General features: G+C 56.3%; 21 protein-coding genes. 5 read left to right on the top strand and 16 right to left on the bottom strand.

Features of this window, described 5'->3' with window-relative positions:
- The first annotated feature begins 82 nt into the window (after positions 1 to 82).
- Positions 83 to 2,161 carry a formate hydrogenlyase transcriptional activator FlhA gene (flhA, locus tag AOY23_RS04550; protein ID WP_054177642.1) on the top strand — a complete coding sequence of 693 codons (2,079 nt, stop codon included), beginning with the start codon at positions 83 to 85 and terminating at the stop codon, positions 2,159 to 2,161.
- 9 nt (positions 2,162 to 2,170) lie between these two features.
- Here flhA and AOY23_RS04545 read toward each other — a convergent pair whose 3' ends face one another.
- Positions 2,171 to 2,542 carry a nitrous oxide-stimulated promoter family protein gene (locus AOY23_RS04545; RefSeq protein ID WP_054177641.1) on the bottom strand — a complete coding sequence of 124 codons (372 nt, stop codon included), beginning with the start codon at positions 2,540 to 2,542 and terminating at the stop codon, positions 2,171 to 2,173.
- Between the two features lie 180 nt (positions 2,543 to 2,722).
- On the opposite strand from AOY23_RS04545, the gene AOY23_RS04540 reads away from it, so the two are divergent.
- From AOY23_RS04540 to mutS, 3 genes are all read left to right on the top strand, one after another.
- Positions 2,723 to 3,244 carry an NlpC/P60 family protein gene (locus AOY23_RS04540; RefSeq protein ID WP_054177640.1) on the top strand — a complete coding sequence of 174 codons (522 nt, stop codon included), beginning with the start codon at positions 2,723 to 2,725 and terminating at the stop codon, positions 3,242 to 3,244.
- Positions 3,245 to 3,384: 140 nt separating this feature from the next.
- Positions 3,385 to 3,636, top strand: coding sequence for a SymE family type I addiction module toxin (locus AOY23_RS04535; RefSeq protein WP_054177639.1), 252 nt, complete (start codon positions 3,385 to 3,387; stop codon positions 3,634 to 3,636).
- 127 nt (positions 3,637 to 3,763) lie between these two features.
- Positions 3,764 to 6,325, top strand: a complete 2,562-nt coding sequence (gene mutS / locus AOY23_RS04530; RefSeq protein ID WP_054177638.1) for a DNA mismatch repair protein MutS — start codon at positions 3,764 to 3,766, stop codon at positions 6,323 to 6,325.
- A 71-nt stretch (positions 6,326 to 6,396) separates the two neighbouring features.
- Here mutS and rpoS read toward each other — a convergent pair whose 3' ends face one another.
- The 12 genes from rpoS to cysD form a co-directional block, all read right to left on the bottom strand.
- Complete coding sequence (gene rpoS / locus AOY23_RS04525) at positions 6,397 to 7,389, bottom strand: RNA polymerase sigma factor RpoS (protein ID WP_038157575.1); 993 nt, start codon at positions 7,387 to 7,389, stop codon at positions 6,397 to 6,399.
- A gap of 61 nt (positions 7,390 to 7,450) precedes the next feature.
- The gene (gene nlpD, locus AOY23_RS04520) at positions 7,451 to 8,581 is read right to left on the bottom strand and encodes a murein hydrolase activator NlpD (protein ID WP_054177637.1); all 1,131 of its coding nucleotides are present in this window, start codon (positions 8,579 to 8,581) and stop codon (positions 7,451 to 7,453) included.
- A gap of 125 nt (positions 8,582 to 8,706) precedes the next feature.
- Entirely contained in the window at positions 8,707 to 9,333 is a 627-nt protein-coding gene (locus tag AOY23_RS04515) for a protein-L-isoaspartate(D-aspartate) O-methyltransferase (protein ID WP_054177636.1), read from the bottom strand.
- Positions 9,327 to 10,088, bottom strand: a complete 762-nt coding sequence (gene surE, locus AOY23_RS04510; protein ID WP_054177635.1) for a 5'/3'-nucleotidase SurE — start codon at positions 10,086 to 10,088, stop codon at positions 9,327 to 9,329. Before surE ends, AOY23_RS04515 begins: the two co-directional genes overlap by 7 nt.
- Entirely contained in the window at positions 10,069 to 11,118 is a 1,050-nt protein-coding gene (gene truD, locus AOY23_RS04505) for a tRNA pseudouridine(13) synthase TruD (RefSeq protein WP_054177634.1), read from the bottom strand. The genes surE and truD overlap by 20 nt, the downstream gene beginning before the upstream one ends.
- Entirely contained in the window at positions 11,115 to 11,594 is a 480-nt protein-coding gene (gene ispF / locus AOY23_RS04500; RefSeq protein WP_054177633.1) for a 2-C-methyl-D-erythritol 2,4-cyclodiphosphate synthase, read from the bottom strand. The genes truD and ispF overlap by 4 nt, the downstream gene beginning before the upstream one ends.
- A complete protein-coding gene (ispD, locus tag AOY23_RS04495; protein WP_054177632.1) occupies positions 11,594 to 12,304 on the bottom strand; it encodes a 2-C-methyl-D-erythritol 4-phosphate cytidylyltransferase in 711 nt (236 codons plus the stop codon). Before ispD ends, ispF begins: the two co-directional genes overlap by 1 nt.
- Positions 12,305 to 12,323: 19 nt before the next feature.
- Entirely contained in the window at positions 12,324 to 12,635 is a 312-nt protein-coding gene (gene ftsB, locus AOY23_RS04490) for a cell division protein FtsB (protein WP_054177631.1), read from the bottom strand.
- 140 nt (positions 12,636 to 12,775) lie between these two features.
- Complete coding sequence (locus tag AOY23_RS04485; RefSeq protein WP_054177630.1) at positions 12,776 to 13,099, bottom strand: DUF3561 family protein; 324 nt, start codon at positions 13,097 to 13,099, stop codon at positions 12,776 to 12,778.
- Between the two features lie 51 nt (positions 13,100 to 13,150).
- Entirely contained in the window at positions 13,151 to 13,756 is a 606-nt protein-coding gene (cysC, locus tag AOY23_RS04480) for an adenylyl-sulfate kinase (protein WP_054177629.1), read from the bottom strand.
- Positions 13,756 to 15,183, bottom strand: coding sequence for a sulfate adenylyltransferase subunit CysN (gene cysN, locus AOY23_RS04475; protein WP_054177628.1), 1,428 nt, complete (start codon positions 15,181 to 15,183; stop codon positions 13,756 to 13,758). The genes cysC and cysN overlap by 1 nt, the downstream gene beginning before the upstream one ends.
- Positions 15,184 to 15,192: 9 nt before the next feature.
- Positions 15,193 to 16,101 carry a sulfate adenylyltransferase subunit CysD gene (gene cysD / locus AOY23_RS04470; protein WP_054177627.1) on the bottom strand — a complete coding sequence of 303 codons (909 nt, stop codon included), beginning with the start codon at positions 16,099 to 16,101 and terminating at the stop codon, positions 15,193 to 15,195.
- A gap of 245 nt (positions 16,102 to 16,346) precedes the next feature.
- Between cysD and AOY23_RS04465 the strand changes: the two genes are divergently transcribed.
- Entirely contained in the window at positions 16,347 to 17,381 is a 1,035-nt protein-coding gene (locus AOY23_RS04465; protein ID WP_054177626.1) for an aminopeptidase, read from the top strand.
- 36 nt (positions 17,382 to 17,417) lie between these two features.
- Here the strand turns inward: AOY23_RS04465 and cysH are convergent, their stop codons facing one another.
- The 3 genes from cysH to cysJ form a co-directional block, all read right to left on the bottom strand.
- Positions 17,418 to 18,152 (bottom strand): phosphoadenosine phosphosulfate reductase, encoded by a 735-nt coding sequence (cysH, locus tag AOY23_RS04460; RefSeq protein ID WP_054177625.1) that lies wholly within the window; start codon positions 18,150 to 18,152, stop codon positions 17,418 to 17,420.
- Between the two features lie 92 nt (positions 18,153 to 18,244).
- Positions 18,245 to 19,957 (bottom strand): assimilatory sulfite reductase (NADPH) hemoprotein subunit, encoded by a 1,713-nt coding sequence (cysI, locus tag AOY23_RS04455; RefSeq protein WP_054177624.1) that lies wholly within the window; start codon positions 19,955 to 19,957, stop codon positions 18,245 to 18,247.
- Positions 19,957 to 21,762: an NADPH-dependent assimilatory sulfite reductase flavoprotein subunit gene (cysJ, locus tag AOY23_RS04450; RefSeq protein ID WP_054177623.1), complete on the bottom strand. Its 1,806-nt coding sequence runs from the start codon at positions 21,760 to 21,762 to the stop codon at positions 19,957 to 19,959. The genes cysI and cysJ overlap by 1 nt, the downstream gene beginning before the upstream one ends.
- Between the last annotated feature and the right edge of the window lie 269 nt (positions 21,763 to 22,031).

Below are 22,031 nucleotides of genomic sequence, written 5' to 3'. Positions count from 1 at the left end.
GCTTTTATTCAAAAAACCGATATTAATCATTAAGTCACAATAAAATTCGTCGGTTTCCCGCGTCATTTTTTGGATGAGTGCAATGTCATATACCCCCATGGGGGATCTCGGGCAGCAAGGTCTGTTCGATATCACCCGCACGTTACTACAGCAGCCGGATCTTACCGCGGTCAGCGAAGCGCTGTTGCGGCTGGTAAAGCAGTCCGCGCTGGCGGATCGGGCAGCCATTGTGCTCTGGCACCCCGGCAATCACCGGGTCTGCTACTATGCCACGCCGGTGGCGGGAAACCCCATCGCTTACGAAGATGAAACCGTGCTGGCGCATGGGCCGGTGCGTCGTCTGTTGTCGCGACCGGATGCGCTGCAATGCAGTTATCAGGAATTCAGCGACACCTGGCCCCAGCTGGCGGCAGAGCCGCTCTATCCGGCGTTCGGTCGTTACTGCCTGTTGCCGCTGGCGGCAGAAGGTCACATTTTTGGCGGTTGCGAATTTATTCGCGACGATGACAGACCGTGGACGGAACAGGAGTATCAGCGTCTGCACGTTTTTACCCAGATTGTCGCCGTCGTCACCGAGCAGATCCAGAGCCGGGTCACCAATAACGTCGATTACGACATGCTGTGCCACGAGCGCGATAACTTCCGCATTCTGGTGGCGATTACCAACGCCGTGCTGTCGCGTCTCGACATGGACGAGCTGGTCAGCGAAGTGGCGAAAGAGATCCACCACTATTTCCGTATCGATGCCATCAGCGTGGTGCTGCGCAGCAACCGCAAAGGCAAGCTCAACATCTACTCCACCCATTACCTCGACGACCACCATCCCGTTCACAATCAGAGTGAAACCGACGAAGCGGGAACGCTGACGGAGCGGGTGTTTAAAAGCAAAGAGATGTTGCTGCTCAACCTGCATGAGCGCGACCCGTTCGCGCCCTACGAGCGTATGCTGTTTGAGATCTGGGATAACAAAATCCAGACGCTGTGCCTGCTGCCGCTGATGTCCGGCAATACCATGCTGGGCGTGCTGAAGCTGGCGCAGTGTGATGAAAAGGTGTTTACCACCACCAACCTGAAGTTGTTGCGCCAGATTGCCGAGCGTATCTCCATCGCCGTGGATAACGCGCTCGCTTACCAGGAAATTCATCGTCTGAAAGAGCGGCTGATGAATGAAAACCTGGCGCTCACTGAACAGCTCAATAATGTCGAAAACGAATCTGGCGAGATCATCGGTCGCAGCGACGCCATGTACAGCGTGCTGAAGCAGGTCGAAATGGTGGCGCAAAGCGACAGCACGGTGCTGATCCTCGGCGAAACCGGCACCGGCAAAGAGCTGATTGCGCGCGCGATCCATAATCTCAGCAGTCGCAATGGTCGCCGGATGGTGAAAATGAACTGTGCTGCGATGCCTGCCGGGCTGCTGGAAAGCGACCTGTTCGGCCATGAGCGCGGCGCGTTTACCGGTGCCAGCGCACAGCGGATCGGGCGATTCGAGCTGGCGGACAAAAGCTCGTTGTTTCTTGATGAAGTCGGCGACATGCCGCTGGAGCTGCAGCCAAAACTGCTGCGGGTGCTACAGGAGCAGGAGTTTGAGCGTCTCGGCAGCAACAAACTGATTCAGACCGATGTCAGGCTGATTGCCGCCACCAACCGTGACCTGAAGCAGATGGTGACCGACCGCGAGTTTCGCAGCGATCTTTACTATCGTCTGAACGTGTTTCCAATCCACCTGCCGCCGCTGCGCGAGCGTCCGGAAGATATTCCCCTGCTGGTCAAAGCCTTTACCACCAAAATCTCTCGACGCATGGGGCGCAACATCGACAGCATTCCGGCAGAAACGCTGCGCGCACTCAGCCGCATGGAGTGGCCGGGGAACGTGCGCGAGCTGGAGAATGTGATCGAGCGCGCCGTGCTGCTGACGCACGGCAACGTGCTGCAACTGTCGCTGCCCGAACTGACCACCGGGATACCCGCTATGCCACTGACCGCCACAGATCAGGCGCAGGATGGCGAAGATGAATATCAGTTAATTGTGCGGGTGCTGAAAGAGTCGAACGGCGTGGTGGCCGGGCCGCGAGGTGCGGCGCAAAAATTGGGGCTGAAACGCACCACGCTGCTCTCACGAATGAAGCGACTTGGCATAGACAAAGATGCGCTGGCGTAGGCGTGCGGATTACTTTTTCGGGCGGTATTTTTCAGGCAGTTCCGGCACCGGACGACGATCATCAATCAGATGACGGATGGTCAGAACCGGATGGCGCCACAGCATCCGCGGCCCCGCCCAGCGCATAATCTGCTTCATCTCTTCCCGTTTTGCCGGTTGATAGCAATGCACCGGGCATTGCTTGCAGGCAGGCTTCTCTTCGCCAAAGACACACTTATCAAGGCGCTTATCGGCATAGTCATTTAGCACCTGATAGTGCCCGGGCTCCGCAGAGGCGTCAGGGCAACGGCGTTCATAGAGCGCAATCATTCTGCGAATAGTCAGCTTCTCACGATCAAGACGTTCACCCACTGCTGTGTCCTCGCAAACAATAAGTTGCATCAATAATACCACTTTGAAATTTTACGCACCAGCCGAGAAAGATTCTGAGAGTCGGCATTCAGGCCGCCTTTTCCTTGAACAAATAATAACCAGAACTTATTATTCTCTCACTTTCCGACAGAACCGATGATTATCGTGTAAGGAATCCCTTTTTCTTCTTTTCTATATTGATGGTTTGTTATGTATTTTAAAAAAATGATCCCTGCAATGGTTGTTATTGCGACATCCATGCTGGCAGGCAATGCCTGCGCTTTTAATTTACCTGCCGAATTAGCATCTATGGATCAATACGTTCCATCGATGTATACACTGCCGTCGCCGAAGGGAAATATTAAAAGCAAAATCCTGTCCCAATATGCAAAATGGAAAGGGACGCAATATCGCTGGGGCGGTCAGTCGAAGAGTGGAATTGATTGCTCTGCCCTGATGCAGAAAATTTTCCGCGGCTCCCTGCAGATGGAACTGCCACGCACCACCGGCGAGCAGATCAAAGGCGGCTACCACATCACGCAGCACGAGCTGAAACCGGGCGATCTGGTGTTCTTCAGAACCTCGCCGGAAGAGCGCCATGTGGGCGTGTACATTGGTCACGATAAGTTTATCCACGCGTCAAAAAGCCAGGGTGTGACGGTGTCTGTTCTTTCTGACAGCTACTGGCAAGACCATTATGAAACCGCACGACGTATTACTGAAAATGTTTAATTCCTGATCCACCCTCTTTTCTTTTTATAAGAGGGTGAAATTCTGGAAAGCGCCTCGCATTTATTCTCCTGAATTTTTCCTTATTTTATTCGACGTTATAAGATTCCCCGGCAATAATTCTGAAATACGCCGGAGAAAATATGCATAATATGAACGTCACCACCAACAACCCTGTTCCGAACCCCCTCCGCCGGTTAACCGTCAGCTATGTCCGTAAACGCCATATCGATCTCGACAGCGGGCGAGCCACCCGTTTGTCATGCAGCCCAAGTCTGGTACTGAGCGGTAAATGGCTGGAAGAAGCCGGCTTTTCCACCGGCACATCGGTCAGCGTTGCCGTGGAGTCCGGTATGCTGGTCATCCGCTCGCTGCCGCAAAAAGAGAGTCGTTAACCGATGTGAATGTGGGGCGACTTTTTAATGCGCCCCACCATTTATTCATGCGACAATACCGGTCATTACGCACAGGTGAACTGAACAGATCTTTTTGATTTTCAATGAAAATGGACATCCGGATTCCATGACCACTATCGACAATTTCGACGCTCACACCCCGATGATGCAGCAGTACCTGAAGCTTAAGGCTCAGCATCCCGAGATCCTGCTGTTCTACCGCATGGGCGACTTTTACGAGTTGTTTTATGACGATGCGAAGCGCGCCTCGCAGTTACTCGATATTTCGCTGACGAAGCGTGGCGCATCGGCAGGCGAGCCGATACCGATGGCGGGCGTTCCGCACCATGCCGTGGAAAACTACCTGGCGAAGCTGGTGAATCTCGGCGAGTCGGTGGCGATTTGCGAACAAATTGGCGATCCCGCGACCACCAAAGGCCCGGTCGAACGAAAAGTCGTCCGCATCGTAACGCCTGGCACCATCAGCGATGAAGCGCTGTTGCAGGAACGCCAGGACAACCTGCTGGCAGCGCTGTGGCAGGACAGCAAAGGCTACGGCTACGCCACGCTCGACATCAGCTCCGGGCGTTTTCGTCTCAGCGAACCCGCCGATCGCGAAACCATGGCCGCCGAACTGCAACGGACCAATCCCGCAGAGCTGTTGTATGCGGAAGATTTCGCCGAAATGGCGCTGATTGAAGGCCGTCGCGGCCTGCGTCGTCGCCCGCTGTGGGAGTTCGAAATTGACACTGCGCGCCAGCAACTGAACCTGCAATTTGGCACCCGTGACCTGGTGGGTTTCGGCGTCGAAAACGCGCCGCGTGGCCTGTGTGCCGCCGGTTGCCTGCTGCAGTATGTGAAAGACACGCAGCGCACCGCGTTGCCGCATATTCGTTCCATCACCATGGAGCGCCAGCAGGACAGCATCATCATGGATGCCGCCACCCGCCGTAACCTCGAAATTACCCAGAATCTGGCGGGCGGTACGGAAAACACGCTGGCCTCGGTGCTGGATCGCACCGTGACGCCGATGGGCAGCCGCATGCTGAAGCGCTGGCTGCATATGCCGGTGCGTGATACCGGGGTACTGGAAGAGCGTCAGCAAACTATCGCCGCATTGCAGGATCACTACAGTGAGCTGCAACCAGTGTTGCGTCAGGTGGGTGATCTGGAACGTATTCTGGCACGCCTGGCGCTACGCACCGCCCGCCCGCGCGATCTCGCCCGCATGCGCTATGCCTTCCAGCAGTTGCCGGAACTGCGCGCGCAACTGGCTGATGTCAACAGCGTGCCGGTACAGCGCCTGCGCGAACAGATGGGTGAATTTACTGAACTGCGCGAACTGCTCGAACGTGCCGTGATTGAATCTCCCCCGGTGCTGGTGCGTGATGGCGGCGTGATCGCCCCTGGCTACAATGCCGAACTGGATGAATGGCGCGGGCTGGCAGACGGCGCGACGGATTATCTCGACAGGCTGGAGATCCGCGAACGTGAGCGTCTGGGGCTCGACACCCTGAAAGTGGGCTATAACGCCGTTCACGGTTATTACATTCAGATCAGCCGCGGGCAAAGCCACCTCGCGCCGATCCACTACGTACGCCGCCAGACGCTGAAAAACGCTGAACGCTACATCATTCCAGAGCTGAAAGAGTATGAAGACAAAGTGCTCACCTCGAAAGGCAAGGCGCTGGCGCTGGAAAAACAGCTGTATGACGAGCTGTTCGACCTGCTGTTACCGCACCTCGCCGATCTGCAGTCGAGCGCTTCGGCGCTGGCGGAGCTGGACGTGCTGGTCAACCTGGCTGAGCGGGCTTACACGCTTAACTACAGTTGCCCGGTATTTAGCGACAAACCGGGCATTCGCATCGAAGAAGGCCGCCATCCGGTGGTGGAACAGGTGCTGAACGAACCGTTTATTGCCAATCCGCTGAACCTGTCGCCGCAGCGCCGGATGCTTATCATCACCGGTCCGAACATGGGCGGTAAAAGTACCTATATGCGTCAGACCGCGCTCATTGCGCTGCTGGCGTATATCGGCAGCTACGTCCCGGCGCAGAGAGTGGAAATCGGCCCCATCGACCGTATTTTTACCCGTGTCGGTGCCGCCGACGATCTGGCCAGCGGGCGTTCTACCTTCATGGTGGAGATGACCGAAACCGCCAATATCCTCCACAACGCCACCGAGTACAGTCTGGTGCTGATGGACGAAATCGGCCGTGGTACGTCGACTTATGATGGTCTGTCGCTGGCCTGGGCCTGCGCGGAAAATCTGGCGAATCGCATCAAAGCGCTAACGCTGTTTGCGACCCACTATTTCGAACTGACGCAGTTGCCGGAAAAAATGGAAGGCGTGGCGAACGTTCACCTTGATGCGCTGGAGCATGGCGACACTATTGCTTTCATGCACAGCGTGCAGGACGGCGCGGCCAGCAAAAGTTATGGTCTGGCGGTTGCCGCGCTGGCGGGAGTGCCAAAAGAGGTGATCAAGCGCGCACGTCAGAAGTTGCGCGAGCTGGAAAGCATTACGCCAAACGCCGCTGCCACGCAGGTTGACGGGTCGCAGATGTCGCTGCTGTCGGTGCCTGAAGAGACATCGCCAGCGGTTGAAGCGCTGGAGAATCTTGATCCTGACTCACTGACGCCGCGCCAGGCGCTGGAGTGGATCTACCGTCTGAAGAATCTGCTGTAAATCATCAGTTACAGCGAAACCAAAGAAAAAGGCCAGTCACAATGACTGGCCTTTTTTTGATGAAAACTCGCTTATTCGCGGAACAGCGCTTCGATGTTCAGCCCTTGCCCCTGCAGGATTTCGCGCAGGCGACGCAGACCTTCTACCTGAATCTGGCGAACGCGTTCACGCGTCAGACCAATTTCACGACCCACATCTTCAAGCGTTGCGGCTTCATACCCCAGCAACCCGAAACGTCGCGCCAGTACCTCACGCTGTTTGGCGTTCAGTTCGAACAGCCATTTGACGATGCTCTGTTTCATGTCATCGTCCTGCGTGGTGTCTTCCGGACCGTTCTCTTTTTCATCGGCCAGGATATCCAGCAGCGCTTTTTCGGAATCGCCACCCAGCGGGGTGTCGACCGAGGTGATGCGCTCGTTGAGACGCAGCATACGACTGACGTCATCAACCGGTTTATCAAGCTGCTCGGCAATCTCTTCCGCGCTCGGCTCGTGATCCAGCTTATGGGACAACTCACGCGCGGTACGCAGATAAACGTTCAGCTCTTTAACGATGTGAATCGGTAAACGAATGGTACGGGTTTGATTCATGATCGCCCGTTCAATCGTCTGGCGGATCCACCAGGTCGCGTAGGTCGAGAAGCGGAATCCGCGCTCCGGGTCAAATTTCTCCACGGCACGAATCAACCCCAGATTACCCTCTTCAATCAGATCCAGCAGCGCCAGACCACGATTGCTGTAACGACGGGCAATCTTCACCACCAGACGCAGGTTACTTTCTATCATCCGACGGCGGGAAGCGACATCTCCACGCAGTGCACGACGTGCAAAATAGACTTCTTCTTCGGCTGTTAACAGAGGAGAGTATCCAATCTCCCCAAGGTAAAGCTGAGTCGCGTCCAGTACACGCTGTGTGGCACCCTGCGATAACAGCTCTTCCTCAGCCAGGTCGTTATCACTGGGTTCCTCTTCATTCAAGGTTTTCTCGTCGAAAACCTCCATTCCGTTCTCATCAAATTCCGCGTCTTCATTTAAATCATGAACTTTCAGCGTATTCTGACTCATAAGGTGGCTCCTACCCGTGATCCCCTGACGGAACATGCAAGCAAAGCCATATTCCGTCGAATTATCGCTGCGGCAAATACTGCAGCGGGTTTACGGATTTCCCCTTGTAACGAATTTCAAAATGCAAGCGTGTTGAACTGGTTCCGGTGCTACCCATGGTAGCGATTTTCTGCCCCGCCTTAACTTCTTGTTGTTCCCGGACCAGCATAGTGTCGTTATGGGCGTAGGCGCTCAGGTAATCATCGTTATGTTTGATGATGATAAGATTACCGTAACCGCGCAGTGCGTTACCGGCATAGACGACGCGCCCATCTGCGGTCGCGGCGATAGCCTGTCCCTTACTGCCTGCGATATCGATACCTTTATTCCCGTTGTCAGAGAATTTCTCGATAATGTTGCCATCAGTCGGCCAGCGCCATGAGGAAATCGGCGAACTGGTAGACATACTGCTTGCAGTCGGTTCGGTAGTGCTTGCAACAGGTGCCGTAACAGGCGCTGTGACCGGGGTCGCAGGCTTATTGTTAGGCAACATTTTGTTAGCACTTTGTTCACCTGAATCTTCAGAATACGTAATTGTTGGTTTAGAAGCAACCACCGAGCCGGAATTTTGTGCAGGTTTTGAGATAAGTCCTTGTGAACCGCTACTGGCCTGTACGCTTGCTTGCGCAACAGGATTGTTGCCTGTGATGGGCTGTCCCGCTGAGTTTCCGATCTGTAACGTCTGGCCTACATTCAAACCGTAAGGTGCAGAAATGTTGTTACGTTGTGCAAGATCGCGGAAATCGTTGCCGGTGATCCAGGCGATGTAAAACAGCGTATCGCCGCGCTTCACGGTATAGGTGCTGCCACCCGTGTAACTGCCTTTGGGAATGTCACCGTATTTACGGTTGTAGACGATATGGCCTTCCGCGTTGGTTTGCACCGGCTGCGACAGCGTTTGTGTCTGCGCAGGCTGCGTCTGTACCGGCTGTACAGACTGAATTTGCGGTTGCGACGGCTGTGCCGTCGAATTTCCCATCTTCGGCGGTGGGGTGATCAACATACCGGAATCGGTGCCGGAAGAGGCACTTCCGCCCACCGAGCTCACTGGGGCTGGTGCGTTATTAGAACTTGTACAACCTGCAAGCCAGACGGAGACCAGCGATAGCGCCGCAATACGGCTTAAGGTAAATTTTGGGCTTCCCGCGCTCATTTATCCCCCAGGAATGTGTTAACTGCCAGTGATTTCATTACCGCGCAACGCGCTGGCTCAGGCACCGAAAATGTGCCTACCCTACGCCCGAACACGCGCCGAATAAACCAGGAAAAGTCCTGTTATTACGCCAGTTCCCCTTTGACCAAAGGCACAAAGCGGACCGCTTCCACGGTATCGATAATAAATTCGCTTCCCCGCCGACGAACCCGTTTTAACCACTGGTGCTCATCACCCACGGGCAAAACGAGAATGCCGCCTTCATCCAGTTGCGACATCAGCGCAGCCGGAATTTCCGGCGGTGCAGCGGTGACAATAATGGCGTCGAACGGCGCACGCGCCTGCCATCCCTGCCAGCCATCGCCGTGACGGGTAGAAACATTGTGTAAATCCAGTTGCTTGAGGCGACGACGAGCGTGCCATTGCAGGCCTTTTATACGTTCCACCGAACAAACATGATGGACTAAATGTGCCAGAATTGCCGTCTGATATCCGGATCCGGTGCCAATCTCCAGCACCCGCGACGCCTCGGTGAGTTCAAGAAGCTCGGTCATTCGCGCAACCATATATGGCTGCGAAATGGTTTGCCCCTGACCTATTGGCAATGCGACGTTCTCCCACGCTTTGTGTTCAAACGCCTCATCAATAAATTTTTCACGCGGTACCTGAGCTATCGCTTCAAGCACATGCTCATTCTTAATACCCTGAGCACGCAGTTGATCAAGAAGGCTTTGTACGCGTTTGCTTACCATTGCGCATCGACTCCCACGCGTTCTAACCAGCCGGACACCACTTCATGCGCGTTATGGGCGGTTAAATCGACATGCAGCGGCGTGAGCGACACGTAGCCTTCATCCACCGCAGCAAAATCGGTGTCCGGCCCCGCATCGCATTTTTCGCCCGGCGGGCCAATCCAGTACAGCGTGTTTCCGCGTGGATCCTGCTGCGGGATGACTTTGTCCGCCGGATGACGACTGCCGCAGCGCGTCACGCGGATCCCCTTGATTTGATCAAGCGGGAGGTCAGGAACATTGATGTTGAGAATGCGCCCGGTACGCAGCGGTTCGCGCGACAGCGCGCGCAGGATCGAGCAGGTCACCGCCGCGGCGGTCTCATAATGCTGATGGCCGTCCAGTGAAACGGCGAGAGCCGGGTAACCGAGATGGCGCCCTTCCATGGCGGCCGCGACAGTGCCGGAATAGATAACGTCGTCACCGAGATTCGGCCCGGCATTGATGCCCGACACGACGACATCCGGCTGCGGACGCATCAGCGCATTGACGCCAAGATAGACGCAATCCGTTGGCGTGCCCATCTGCACGGCAATATCGCCATTTTCAAACGTAAAGGTACGAAGTGAAGATTCCAGCGTCAGGGAATTTGACGCTCCGCTGCGGTTACGATCAGGCGCGACAACCTGCACCACGGCGAATTCCCGCAGGGCTTTCGCCAGCGTCTGAATGCCTGGGGCATGGATCCCGTCATCGTTACTCAGCAATATTCGCATAATCACCTGTTGTCTTGATCAGTTCCCTTACCACACTGGTGGCAAAACTGCCCGCAGGCAGCCAGAAACGTAGCTCAACGGTTACATCATCCCACCAGTTCCAGCGTAGCTGTTGCGGATACAGCAGCATCGCACGGCGCGCCGCCTCCACTTTTTCCCGCACCAGCAGTGACTGTAGCAGCGTCTCCTGCGCCAGCGTATTTTCCTCGAAGGCCAGCGCGGCACGCTGGGTTCCCCAGTCGCCGCTGCCGGGCAAGGCTGCGGTGATCATCAGCTCCCGGTTATCGACGCGCGTCTGTAGTTCGTCGCGCTCGTCTTCCGTCGCCACAAACCAACTGCCACGCCCCGCTAATTGTAGCGCATCGCCGTCAACAACTTGATTAAAGTCTGGTTTTTTTAATTTATCGCTGACAATCTGATTAAACAAGGCACTCCGCGCCGCAGAGAGCCAAAAACTGCGTTTGTTGCGATCACGCACCGGCCCGCCGTTTTCCGCCCAGCGCAGCGCGCCTTGCAGATTGCTGCCGCCGAGACCAAAGCGCTGTGCGCCAAAATAGTTCGGTACGCCGCGCGCCGCGATAGCCTGCAAACGGGCCTCAACGTCATCGCGATGCGAAATCTCACGTAGAATAAGCGTGAAAGCATTCCCTTTCAGCGCGCCCGGTCGCAGCTTGCGTTTATGGCGGGCATATTCCAGTACCTGGCAGCCTTCCAGCACGAATTTGCTGAGATCCGGCATCTCTTTGCCGGGCACGCGGGCGCAGAGCCATTGCTCGGTGACTGCATGCTTGTCTTTTTGCCCGGCGAAACTGACTTCACGGGCGTGGATCTTAAGAAATTTCGCCAGCGCATCAGCGACAAAACGAGTGTTGCAGCCGTTCTTGAGGATCCGCACGAGGATATGCTCGCCCTCGCCGTCCGGCTCAAAACCCAAATCTTCCACTACCAGAAAATCTTCCGGGCTGGCTTTCAGCAGGCCCTGGCCCTGCGGTTGACCGTGCAGGTAAGTCAGGTCGTCAAACGCAATCATGGTTTGACCTTGTGCAGCAACGCCACCGCTTCACAGGCAATCCCTTCGCCACGACCGGTGAAACCCAGTTTTTCCGTGGTGGTTGCCTTCACGTTGACGTCATCCATATGACAGCCGAGATCTTCGGCGATGAACACCCGCATTTGCGGAATGTGCGGCAGCATTTTGGGGGCCTGCGCGATGATAGTGACGTCGACGTTGCCGAGAGTGTAGCCTTTGGCCTGAATACGACGCCAGGCTTCGCGCAGCAGCGCGCGGCTGTCAGCGCCTTTAAAGGCCGGATCGGTATCCGGGAAAAGCTTGCCGATATCGCCCAGCGCCGCCGCGCCCAGCAGGGCATCGGTCAGGGCATGCAACGCGACATCGCCGTCAGAATGGGCCAGCAGCCCCTTTTCGTAAGGGATACGTACGCCGCCAATAATAATGGGGCCTTCGCCGCCAAAGGCATGCACGTCAAAACCGTGTCCAATTCGCATTACGCCTTCTCCTGATAGTCAGATCGGGTGAGGTAAAATTCCGCCAGCGCCAGGTCTTCCGGGCGCGTGACTTTAATATTATCCGCGCGACCCGCCACCAGCTCAGGATGGAAGCCGCAATACTCCAGCGCAGACGCTTCATCCGTCATGGTCGCGCCGTCGTTGAGCGCGCGGGTCAGGCAGTCAATCAGCAATTCGCGGGGGAAAAACTGCGGGGTCAGCGCGTGCCAGAGATCGTTTCTGTCGACGGTATGGGCAATGGCGGTGCCGCCAGGCTCGGCGCGCTTCATGGTGTCACGCACCGGTGCGGCCAGAATGCCGCCCACGCGGCTGGTTTCGCTGAGCGCCAGCAAACGTTCGAGATCGTCCTGATGCAGACAGGGGCGTGCGGCATCGTGTACCAGCACCCATTCGCTGCCTGTGGCGGCGTTGAGCCCGGCAAGCACGGAATCAGCGCGCTCGGCGCCGCCTTCGACAACGGTAATCTGCGGATGCGAGGCCAGCGGTAATGACTGGAAACGGTCATCACCGGGGCTGACGGCAATGATTACACGCTGGACGCGGGCATTGGCCAGCAGCGCGTCCACCGCATGTTCGAGAATCGTTTTGTTACCGATTGAGAGATATTGTTTTGGGCATTCCGTTTGCATGCGGCGGCCAAATCCGGCTGCCGGGACCACGGCGCAAACGCCCGGAGTAGTTGCTGCCATGTTTTAATCCTGGGAGTGTCTATCGATTATTCTGCCCTGAACCCTGATTGCGTTTTGACGCATCCGGAACCAGACGATAGAACGTTTCGCCCGGGCGGGTCATGCTAAGTTCGTTGCGCGCGCGTTCCTCGATCGCTTCCTGACCGCCATTGAGATCGTCAATTTCGGCGAAAAGCTGATCGTTTCGCGCTTTGAGTTTGGCGTTCGTCGCCTGCTGTGCGGCGACATCTTCGCTGACCCGGCTGTAGTCATGAATACCATTCTTGCCGAACCACAGCGAATATTGTAGCCAGACCAGCAAAGCCAGCAATAGCAGCGTTAGTTTACCCATCCTGCCCCCTGAAAAACGGCATCATCATCCCATATCTTGACCGGGTACTCCACCCCGGCGCGGACGATGCCGCGTCATCGCGGGAAATGTACCACATTTTCCCCGCAAATACGTACGCCTCGTTGCCGCAGAGCCGCGGATCACCCCATCAACCACAGGAAAAGCAGGCCGAAAAGCGCCATCACCGTAAGCACGGTAACAGGTAGACTATAGAGCAGTTTGCTGTCGAGCAGTGAGTGCAGCGCCACACCGATTAATACAGCGACCGGCATCAGCGCCAGAAAGAAGGGCCATGTGTAGAGCAGAAAAAACAGCGTATTGCTGCCGTAGATCAGAAACGGGATGCCCAGTGCCAGCAGCCATGCCATGAAACCCACCGCCGCGCCCGGCAGCGTCCATGTGGTTTCCTCACTTTCAGCAAGCGATTTGGTGGAAGTGAGGCTCATGTTTTGGGTATCACGCATATCAAATCCTGTTACCTGACCGGCCGGAAGATGAACGCTTCCGGCGCTGTCTTAGGATCTGATGATATCGTCCCGCCTGAGGAGATCTAATAATTGGTTAACCAAATTTGTTACCAATTGTTCGCCCTTAAGGTGAATCTCAGGCGCTTCGGGGGATTCGTACGCTGAATCAATACCGGTGAAGTTTCGCAGCTCACCGGCGCGGGCCTTTTTATACAACCCTTTAGGATCGCGCGCTTCGCAAATCGCTAACGGCGTGTCGACATGGACTTCATAAAAGCGTCCGTCGCCGATCAATTCGCGTGCCATCTGCCGCTCAGCGCGGTGCGGAGAGATAAACGCCGTCAATACAACCAGCCCGGCATCGACCATCAGTTTCGCCACTTCGCCGACGCGGCGAATATTCTCTTTGCGATCGGCATCGCTGAAACCTAAATCGCGACACAACCCGTGGCGCACGTTGTCGCCATCCAGCAAGTACGTGCTCACGCCAAGCTCATGCAGCGCCTCTTCCAGCGCGCCAGCGACGGTGGATTTTCCGGAACCGGACAGCCCGGTAAACCACAGCACAACGCCACGGTGACCGTGACGTTGTTCGCGTTGTTCCCGGGTAACCGGATGGGGGTGCCAGACGACGTTTTCGTCATGCTGCGCCATTACCGGCCTCCCAGCAAATCACGCGCGCCCCAGTGCGGGAAATGTTTACGTACCAGCGCATTCAGCTCCAGTTCAAACGCGCTGAACTCAGATGTCTGTACCGTGGCTTCGGTCTGCGGTTCATGCACCAGCCCCGCACCCACGGTGACGTTCGACAGTCTGTCGATGAATATCAGCCCGCCTGTTACCGGGTTATCCTGATATTTGTCGAGCACCAGCGGTTCGTCGAAGGTCAGATCCACCAGCCCGATACCGTTCAGCGGCAGCGACTCCACCTCGCTGTGGGTCAGATTGTTGATATCAACCTGATACTGGATGGCATCGACGCGCGCACGGGTTTTCTTACCGGCGATTTTGATGTCGTAGCTCTGACCCGGCTGTAGCGCCTGCTCAGACATCCACACCACATTCACACTGGCGCTCTGCACGGCAGGCAGCGATGCGCTCGCCTTCACCAGCAGGTCGCCGCGGCTGATATCGATTTCATCTTTCAGCACCAGGGTGATCGCTTCGCCCGCCTGCGCCTGCGGCAGATCGCCGTCAAAGGTGACGATGCGAGCGACGGTCGATTCCACGCCTGACGGCAGGACTTTGACCCGCTGCCCGACGCTCACGGTACCGGACGCCAGCGTCCCGGCATAACCCCGAAAATCGAGGTTTGGCCGGTTGACATACTGCACCGGAAAACGCATCGGCTGGCTATCCACCGTACGCAGGATCTCCACCGTTTCCAGCACTTCCAGCAGCGTCGGGCCGCTGTACCACGGCATATTTTCACTCTGGCTGGCGACGTTATCGCCCTCCAGCGCCGACAGCGGCACAAAGCGAATGTCGAGGTTTCCCGGCAGTTGCTGAGCGAACGTCAGGTAATCTTCGCGGATGTCGTTGAAGCGCGCTTCGCTGAAATCCACCAGATCCATTTTATTCACCGCCACCACCAGATGTTTAATACCCAGCAGTGTGGAGATAAAGCTGTGGCGACGGGTCTGGTCGAGCACGCCTTTACGCGCGTCAATCAGCAGGATCGCCAGATCGCAGGTAGACGCCCCGGTCGCCATGTTGCGGGTGTACTGCTCATGTCCGGGGGTATCGGCGATGATAAATTTGCGTTTTTCGGTCGAGAAATAGCGATACGCCACGTCGATGGTAATACCCTGCTCGCGCTCTGCCTGCAGGCCATCCACCAGCAGCGCCAGATCCAACTTCTCGCCCTGGGTGCCGTGACGTTTACTGTCATTGTGCAGTGAAGAGAGCTGATCTTCGTAAATCTGGCGGGTATCGTGCAGCAGGCGACCGATCAGCGTACTTTTCCCATCGTCGACGCTGCCACAGGTCAGAAAACGCAGCAGGCTTTTGTGTTGCTGGGCGTGCAGATACGCCTCAACGCCGCCTTCATCGGCAATTTGTTGTGCAATGGTGGTGTTCATGGCGGCTCCTTAGAAATAACCCTGACGTTTCTTCAGCTCCATCGAGCCTGCCTGATCGCGATCGATAACGCGCCCCTGCCGTTCACTGGTCGTGGAAACCAGCATCTCTTCGATGATCTCCGGCAGCGTCTGCGCCTCAGATTCCACCGCGCCGGTCAGCGGCCAGCAGCCAAGTGTACGGAAACGCACCATCCGTTTTTTGATCACCTCGCCCGGCTGCAGATCGATACGGTTGTCGTCGATCATCATCAGCATGCCATCGCGCTCCAGCACCGGACGCTCCGCCGCCAGATACAGCGGAACAATGTCGATATTTTCCAGATAGATGTACTGCCAGATATCCAGCTCGGTCCAGTTGGAGAGCGGGAACACGCGGATGCTTTCGCCTTTGTTGATCTGGCCGTTGTAGTTGTGCCACAGTTCCGGGCGCTGGTTTTTCGGGTCCCAGCGGTGGAAGCGGTCGCGGAAGGAGTAGATGCGCTCTTTCGCCCGCGATTTCTCTTCATCACGACGCGCACCGCCAAACGCGGCGTCAAAGCCGTATTTGTTCAGCGCCTGCTTCAGCCCTTCGGTTTTCATGATATCGGTGTGTTTGGCGCTGCCGTGGACAAACGGGTTAATCCCCATCGCCACCCCTTCCGGGTTTTTATGCACCAGCAACTCACAGCCGTACGCTTTGGCGGTCCGGTCACGGAACTCATACATTTCGCGGAATTTCCAGCCGGTATCGACATGCAGCAGCGGGAACGGCAGCGTCCCCGGGTAAAACGCCTTACGCGCCAGGTGCAGCATGACGCTGGAGTCTTTGCCGATGGAATAGAGCATCACCGGATTCGAAAATTCGGCGGCGACTTCACGGATAATATGAATGCTTTCCGCCTCCAGTTGCCGCAAATGAGTGAGTCGTTTTTGATCCATTACCGTTCCTTAAGCCTGTCTTTACGTACTTTGCGTATAAAGAGGGACTATAGGGTGCGGCTTAGATCAAATGAAATTACGAAATGGAATGACTAGTTCCTCAAAGGAATAACCCGCCAGGAATACAAATATCAAAAAGTGCTTAACGCCAGCCTTTTCGGGGATTTAAGCGCAAATGAAATTGTGTAAGCCGGGTCACAGTTTCATACTAGTGCGTCGTTTTTTTGCATGTGTAAGGACACGTTATGTTTTCCGCGTTGCACTGCTCTCTGATTTCACTGACGCTCGGTGCATGTTTTGCTTTTCCGGCGCAGGGCGCAGCGTCACCCGCCGGTGATATCGCCAGTGCGCAGGCCCGCCATATCGCGACCTATTTTCCTGGTCGTATGACAGGAACGCCCGCCGAAATGCTGTCAGCGGATTACCTGCGCCAGCAATTCGCACAAATGGGTTACCAGAGCGACATCCGCACCTTCAACAGCCGCTACATCTATACCGCGAAAGACAACCGCCGGAACTGGCATAACGTGACCGGCAGTACGGTGATCGCCGCGCATGAAGGCCAGTCCCGCCAGCAGATTATCGTCATGGCGCACCTGGATACCTACGCGCCGCGCAGCGATGCCGACAACGAAAACAATCTCGGCGGCCTGACACTACAGGGCATAGACGACAACGCGCTGGGGCTCGGTGTGATGCTGGAGCTGGCGGACAACTTGAAAGACACCGCCACGCAATACGGCATTCGTTTTATCGCTACCAGCGGCGAGGAAGAAGGCAAGCTCGGCGCAGAGAATCTGCTCAAACGCATGAGCGCAGAAGAGCGTAAAAACACGCTGCTGGTGATTAACCTCGATAACCTCGTGGTTGGCGACAAACTCTATTTCAACAGCGGCAAACTGACGCCCGCCTCGGTACGCAAATTAACCCGCGACCGGGCGCTGACCATCGCCCGCCGCCACGGCATTAACGCCGCGATGAATCCCGGTCTGAATCCGGATTATCCCAAAGGCACAGGCTGCTGCAACGACGCCGAGGTGTTTGATAAGGCCGGTATTCCGGTGCTCTCCATCGAGGCGACCAACTGGACATTAGGGAAGAAAGACGGTTATCAGCAACGCGCGAAATCCCGCGCCTTCCCGAACGGCGTGAGCTGGCATGACGTGCGGCTGGATAATCAACAGTATATTGATAAAGCGCTGCCGGGCCGCATTGAGCGCCGCAGCCGCGACGTGATGCGGGTTTTACTGCCGCTGATGAAAGAGCTGGCGAAAGCATAAGCGAACCCACTCCCGGACGGGAGTGGGATAACATCACTACCCTTCGTGCAATCCGCACTCGCGTTTCAGGCCAAAGAAACGTGTTTCTTCTTCTGCCATGCCCGGTTCCCATTTGCGCGTGGTATGGGTATCGCCCACCGACAAATAGCCCTGATCCCACAGCGGATGGTATTTCAGGCCGTGTTTTTGCAGATACTGGTAAACCGTGCGGTTATCCCAGTCGATAATCGGCAATACTTTGAACACGCCGCGCTGTATAGCGAGCACCGGCAATGTCGCCCGGCTGCCGGACTGTTCGCGGCGCAGACCGGCAAACCAGGTTTGCGCGTTCAGTTCGCGCAGCGCCCGGTTCATCGGCTCGACTTTGTTGATGTCGTTGTACTTCTCAATCCCTTCAACGCCCTGCTCCCACAGCTTGCCATAGCGCGCTTCCTGCCAGGCCGGACTGGTTTCGGCGCGATAGACTTTCAGGTTCAGGTTGAGCTTCTCCGTCAGCTCATCAATGAACTGATACGTTTCCGGGAACAGATAGCCGGTATCGGTCAGGATCACCGGGATATCCGGGCGGATCTGATTCACCAGATGCAGGCTCACCGCCGCCTGAATACCAAAACTTGAGGAAAGGACGTAGTCGCCGGGCAGGTTTTCCAGCGCCCAGGCGACGCGCTCTTCCGCGCTCAGTTTTTCCAGCTGCCCGTTGGTTTCCGCCAGTGCCAGCACACGTTCGACTTTCGGTAATTCATTGAGCGCATTGAGATCGAGTCTGGACATATATTCCTCACTTTTTTGCCGGGCGGCACGTTGTTTGCCCGGCCTACAAAGCCGTAGGCCCGGTAAGCGCAGCGCCACCGGGCAATATCAGGTTATTCCCAGAAATCCCGGGCGGGATCGAGTACCGGGCGAATGATGCCCGTACGCACGGTGAAGTCGCCGAAGCCTTCCCCTGCTTCGCGCTCCTTCGCCCAGCGCCCGACCAGTTCGTCGATATTGTCGAGAATTTCTGACTCGGTAATATTTTCCCGATACATGCGCGGGATCCGGGTTCCCGCACGGTTACCGCCAATATGCAGGTTGTAACGGCCCGGCGCTTTACCCACCAGGCCAATTTCCGCCAGCATCGCGCGGCCGCAGCCGTTCGGGCAGCCGGTCACGCGCAGGACGATATGATCATCGCCAACGCCATGCTTGCCCATCACTGCTTCAACTTTGTCGACGAATGACGGCAGGAAGCGCTCGGCTTCGGCCATCGCCAGCGGACAGGTCGGGAACGATACGCAGGCCATTGAGTTTTCACGCTGCGGCTTGACCGCATCCATCAACCCGTGCGCACGCGCCAGCTTTTCGATCTTCGCTTTCTGGCTTTCCGGCACGCCCGCGACGATCAGATTCTGATTGGCCGTCAGACGAAAATCGCCTTTGTGAACCTTCGCGATCTCCAGCAGGCCGGTTTTCAGCGGTCGCCCCGGGTAATCCAGTATACGGCCGTTTTCGATAAACAGCGTCAGATGCCATTTGTCATCGATGCCTTTTACCCAACCGATGCGATCGCCACGCCCGGTAAATTCATACGGGCGGATCGGTTCGAATTTGATCCCCGCGCGGCGCTCAACTTCGGCTTTGAAGGTGTCGACACCGACACGCTCCAGCGTATATTTGGTTTTCGCGTTTTTACGGTCGGTACGGTTACCCCAGTCGCGCTGAGTCGTGACCACCGCTTCCGCCACCGCCAGCGTATGCTCCAGCGGCAGATAACCAAACTCGCTCGCGGTGCGGGCATAGGTTTTCTTGTTGCCATGCTCGATGGACAGACCGCCACCCACCAGCAGGTTAAAGCCCACCAGCTTACCGTTTTCCGCAATCGCCACGAAGTTCATGTCATTGGCGTGCAGATCGATATCGTTCTGCGGCGGGATCACCACCGTGGTTTTGAATTTACGCGGCAAATAGGTTTTGCCGAGAATGGGCTCTTCGTCAGTGGTCGCCACTTTTTCCTGATCGAGCCAGATCTCCGCATAGGCACGGGTGCGCGGCAGCAGGTGCTCAGAAATTTTCTTCGCCCACTCATAGGCTTCCGCGTGCAGCTGCGACTCAACCGGGTTAGAGGTACAGAGCACGTTGCGGTTCATGTCATTGGCGGTTGCCAGCGCGTCCAGCCCCACCTCGTGCAGCATCTGATGCGCCGGTTTGACGTTTTTCTTCAGCAGGCCGTGATACTGGAACGTCTGGCGGTTGGTCAGACGAATGCTGCCGTAAATCGTGTTCTCACCGGCAAACTTGTCGATCGCCTTCCACTGTTTCGTGGTGATCACCCCGCCCGGCAGGCGGCAGCGCAGCATCATCGCGATGCGTGGTTCCAGTTTCTGCTCAGCGCGTTCGGCGCGAATGTCGCGATCATCCTGCTGGTACATGCCATGAAAACGGATCAGCAAAAAGTTGTCGCCGTTAAACCCGCCGGTCAGGCCGTCATTTAAATCTTCCGCAATCGTCCCGCGCAGATAATTGCTTTCGGCTTTCATGCGCTCGGCATCGGTCAGTTTGCCTTCGACCACTAAAGGGCCTGGGTGTTTTTCGCTCATTAGTAGACATCTCGCTGATAACGGCGCTCAACGCGCAGCTCACTTAAATATTCATCCGCCGCTTCGGCATCCATCGCGCCAAATTCGGCAATTACGTCCAGTAAAGCCTGTTCGACATCTTTCGCCATGCGATTAGCGTCGCCACAGACATAAATGTGCGCACCGTCGTTGATCCAGCGCCACAGCTCTGCGCCCTGTGCGCGCAGTTTGTCTTGTACGTAGATTTTTTCTTTCTGGTCTCTCGACCAGGCGAGATCGATACGGCTCAGTACGCCCTCTTTGACGTAGCGCTGCCATTCCACCTGATAGAGGAAATCATCCACAAAATGCGGGTTGCCAAAGAACAACCAGTTTTTCCCTTCCGCGCCATCGGCAGCACGTTGCTGCATGAACGCGCGGAACGGCGCAATGCCGGTGCCGGGGCCAATCATGATCACCGGCGTCTGCGGGTTAGCAGGCAGGCGGAAGTTATCGTTGTGCTCGATGAACACGCGCACTTCCCCGTCTTCTTCCACGCGATCAGCAAGGAAGCCCGACGCGCCGCCACTGCGGGTGCGGCCTTCAATGTCATAGCGCACGACGCCCACGGTGACATGCACTTCGCTTTCCACTTCCGCCTGCGCAGAGGCGATGGAATAGAGGCGCGGCGTCAGCGGGCGCAGCAGCCCGATCAGCGCGTCGGCATCCAGTTGTGCTGGCGAAAAACGCACCATGTCGACAATCGGCGTGGTAGCGGCGTAATGCTGAAGCTGGGCTTTATCGCCCACCAGCGGCAGCAGGCTTTCGCTGCGGGTCAGCGTCGCGTAGTTTTCCACGATGTTGCCGGTGTTGACCGTCAGCTCAAAGTGCCACTGCAGCGCCTCGGCCAGCGGCAGCGTTTTACCCTCGACCATTACCGGTTCATCGCCTTTCAGCCACAGCAGTTCAACCAGCTCGTTGACCAGCGCTGGATCGTTCTGATACCAGACGCCGAGCGCGTCGCCAGGCTGGTAGCGTAGGCCGGAATCGCCAAGATCGATTTCGATATGACGCACATCTTTTTCCGAATCGCGGCTGGTGATTTTCTGGTTCACCGACAACGTCGCAGTCAGCGGCGCTTCTTTGCTGTACGGGCTGGTGTGGACTTCATTGACCGCACCGGTCGCCGCAACGGCAGTCTGCGTTGCCGGGGCGACAGGCGCACGCGCTTTCAGAACTTCCACCACGCGAGCGCGCCACTGGGTAGCCGCAGTCTGGTACTCCACATCGCAATCAACGCGATCAAGCAGACGTTCGCCGCCGAGTTCCGCCAGTTTGCTGTCAAAGTCTTTGCCAGACTGGCAGAAAAATTCGTAAGAGGTATCGCCAAGACCAAAGACCGCAAAGGCGGTACCGTTCAGTTTCGGCGCTTTTTTCGAGAACAGGAACTTATGCAGCGCAACGGCCTCTTCCGGCGGTTCGCCCTCTCCCTGCGTTGAGGTGACGACAACCAGCAGTTTTTCTGCCGCGATTTGCTTGAATTTATAATCCCCGGCGTTAACCAGGTTGACGTTCAGTTTTTCCGCCAGCAGATCATCGCGAAGTTGCTCTGCCACGCGACGCGCATTGCCGGTTTGAGAAGCTGAAATCAACGTAATTGTCGGTGCGTCGGCGACGACGGGCGCGGCCGTTGTCACCGTGCCGGGATGCTGATTGAGCATGCCCCAGAAATAGCCGGAAACCCAGGCCAGCTGGGTCGGAGAAAAATCGGTGGTTGCCGCCTGCAGGCGGGCCAGTTGCTCCGGATTAAGCGGAAGCAGACTGGAAGGTGGGGCCTGTGTCGTCATGCGTTGTTATGTTCCAGTATTAAAGCCATCATTTTGCGGAAAAACCCAAACTGAAGGTAAGGTTAACGGCGAGGATAATAACAATTAAAGAAGGGATGGAAATAATAAATAACCAAATCGACTAACCTGTTTTATTCATACCTGTTAACAGGAAAATCGATTAATTAACTGTTTGAATATTATAACGAAAAACATGCTTTCCGCCGTATCATTACCCGACCACGGGGAAGGGGTGTTTTAGTTAATGAGAAAAAATGTGCTTTCCGGTA

Origin of the sequence: Trabulsiella odontotermitis (genome assembly GCF_001297775.1) — a bacterium.
GTDB lineage: Bacteria > Pseudomonadota > Gammaproteobacteria > Enterobacterales > Enterobacteriaceae > Trabulsiella > Trabulsiella odontotermitis.
This window is presented reverse-complemented; position numbering and strand designations above follow the sequence as displayed.

Excerpts from the sequence above, each read along its gene's own strand:
- AOY23_RS04515 (WP_054177636.1), bottom strand. The coding sequence starts at position 9,333 with ATGGTAAGCAAACGCGTACAAAGCCTTCTTGATCAACTGCGTGCTCAG.
- rpoS (WP_038157575.1), bottom strand. The coding sequence starts at position 7,389 with ATGAGTCAGAATACGCTGAAAGTTCATGATTTAAATGAAGACGCGGAA.
- AOY23_RS04545 (WP_054177641.1), bottom strand. The coding sequence starts at position 2,542 with ATGCAACTTATTGTTTGCGAGGACACAGCAGTGGGTGAACGTCTTGAT.
- ispD (WP_054177632.1), bottom strand. The coding sequence starts at position 12,304 with ATGGCAGCAACTACTCCGGGCGTTTGCGCCGTGGTCCCGGCAGCCGGA.
- AOY23_RS04540 (WP_054177640.1), top strand. The coding sequence starts at position 2,723 with ATGTATTTTAAAAAAATGATCCCTGCAATGGTTGTTATTGCGACATCC.
- AOY23_RS04465 (WP_054177626.1), top strand. The coding sequence starts at position 16,347 with ATGTTTTCCGCGTTGCACTGCTCTCTGATTTCACTGACGCTCGGTGCA.
- flhA (WP_054177642.1), top strand. The coding sequence starts at position 83 with ATGTCATATACCCCCATGGGGGATCTCGGGCAGCAAGGTCTGTTCGAT.
- cysN (WP_054177628.1), bottom strand. The coding sequence starts at position 15,183 with ATGAACACCACCATTGCACAACAAATTGCCGATGAAGGCGGCGTTGAG.
- mutS (WP_054177638.1), top strand. The coding sequence starts at position 3,764 with ATGACCACTATCGACAATTTCGACGCTCACACCCCGATGATGCAGCAG.
- AOY23_RS04535 (WP_054177639.1), top strand. The coding sequence starts at position 3,385 with ATGCATAATATGAACGTCACCACCAACAACCCTGTTCCGAACCCCCTC.
- nlpD (WP_054177637.1), bottom strand. The coding sequence starts at position 8,581 with ATGAGCGCGGGAAGCCCAAAATTTACCTTAAGCCGTATTGCGGCGCTA.
- cysI (WP_054177624.1), bottom strand. The coding sequence starts at position 19,957 with ATGAGCGAAAAACACCCAGGCCCTTTAGTGGTCGAAGGCAAACTGACC.
- AOY23_RS04485 (WP_054177630.1), bottom strand. The coding sequence starts at position 13,099 with ATGCGTGATACCCAAAACATGAGCCTCACTTCCACCAAATCGCTTGCT.
- truD (WP_054177634.1), bottom strand. The coding sequence starts at position 11,118 with ATGATTGCGTTTGACGACCTGACTTACCTGCACGGTCAACCGCAGGGC.
- cysH (WP_054177625.1), bottom strand. The coding sequence starts at position 18,152 with ATGTCCAGACTCGATCTCAATGCGCTCAATGAATTACCGAAAGTCGAA.
- ispF (WP_054177633.1), bottom strand. The coding sequence starts at position 11,594 with ATGCGAATTGGACACGGTTTTGACGTGCATGCCTTTGGCGGCGAAGGC.
- cysD (WP_054177627.1), bottom strand. The coding sequence starts at position 16,101 with ATGGATCAAAAACGACTCACTCATTTGCGGCAACTGGAGGCGGAAAGC.
- cysJ (WP_054177623.1), bottom strand. The coding sequence starts at position 21,762 with ATGACGACACAGGCCCCACCTTCCAGTCTGCTTCCGCTTAATCCGGAG.
- cysC (WP_054177629.1), bottom strand. The coding sequence starts at position 13,756 with ATGGCGCAGCATGACGAAAACGTCGTCTGGCACCCCCATCCGGTTACC.
- surE (WP_054177635.1), bottom strand. The coding sequence starts at position 10,088 with ATGCGAATATTGCTGAGTAACGATGACGGGATCCATGCCCCAGGCATT.
- ftsB (WP_054177631.1), bottom strand. The coding sequence starts at position 12,635 with ATGGGTAAACTAACGCTGCTATTGCTGGCTTTGCTGGTCTGGCTACAA.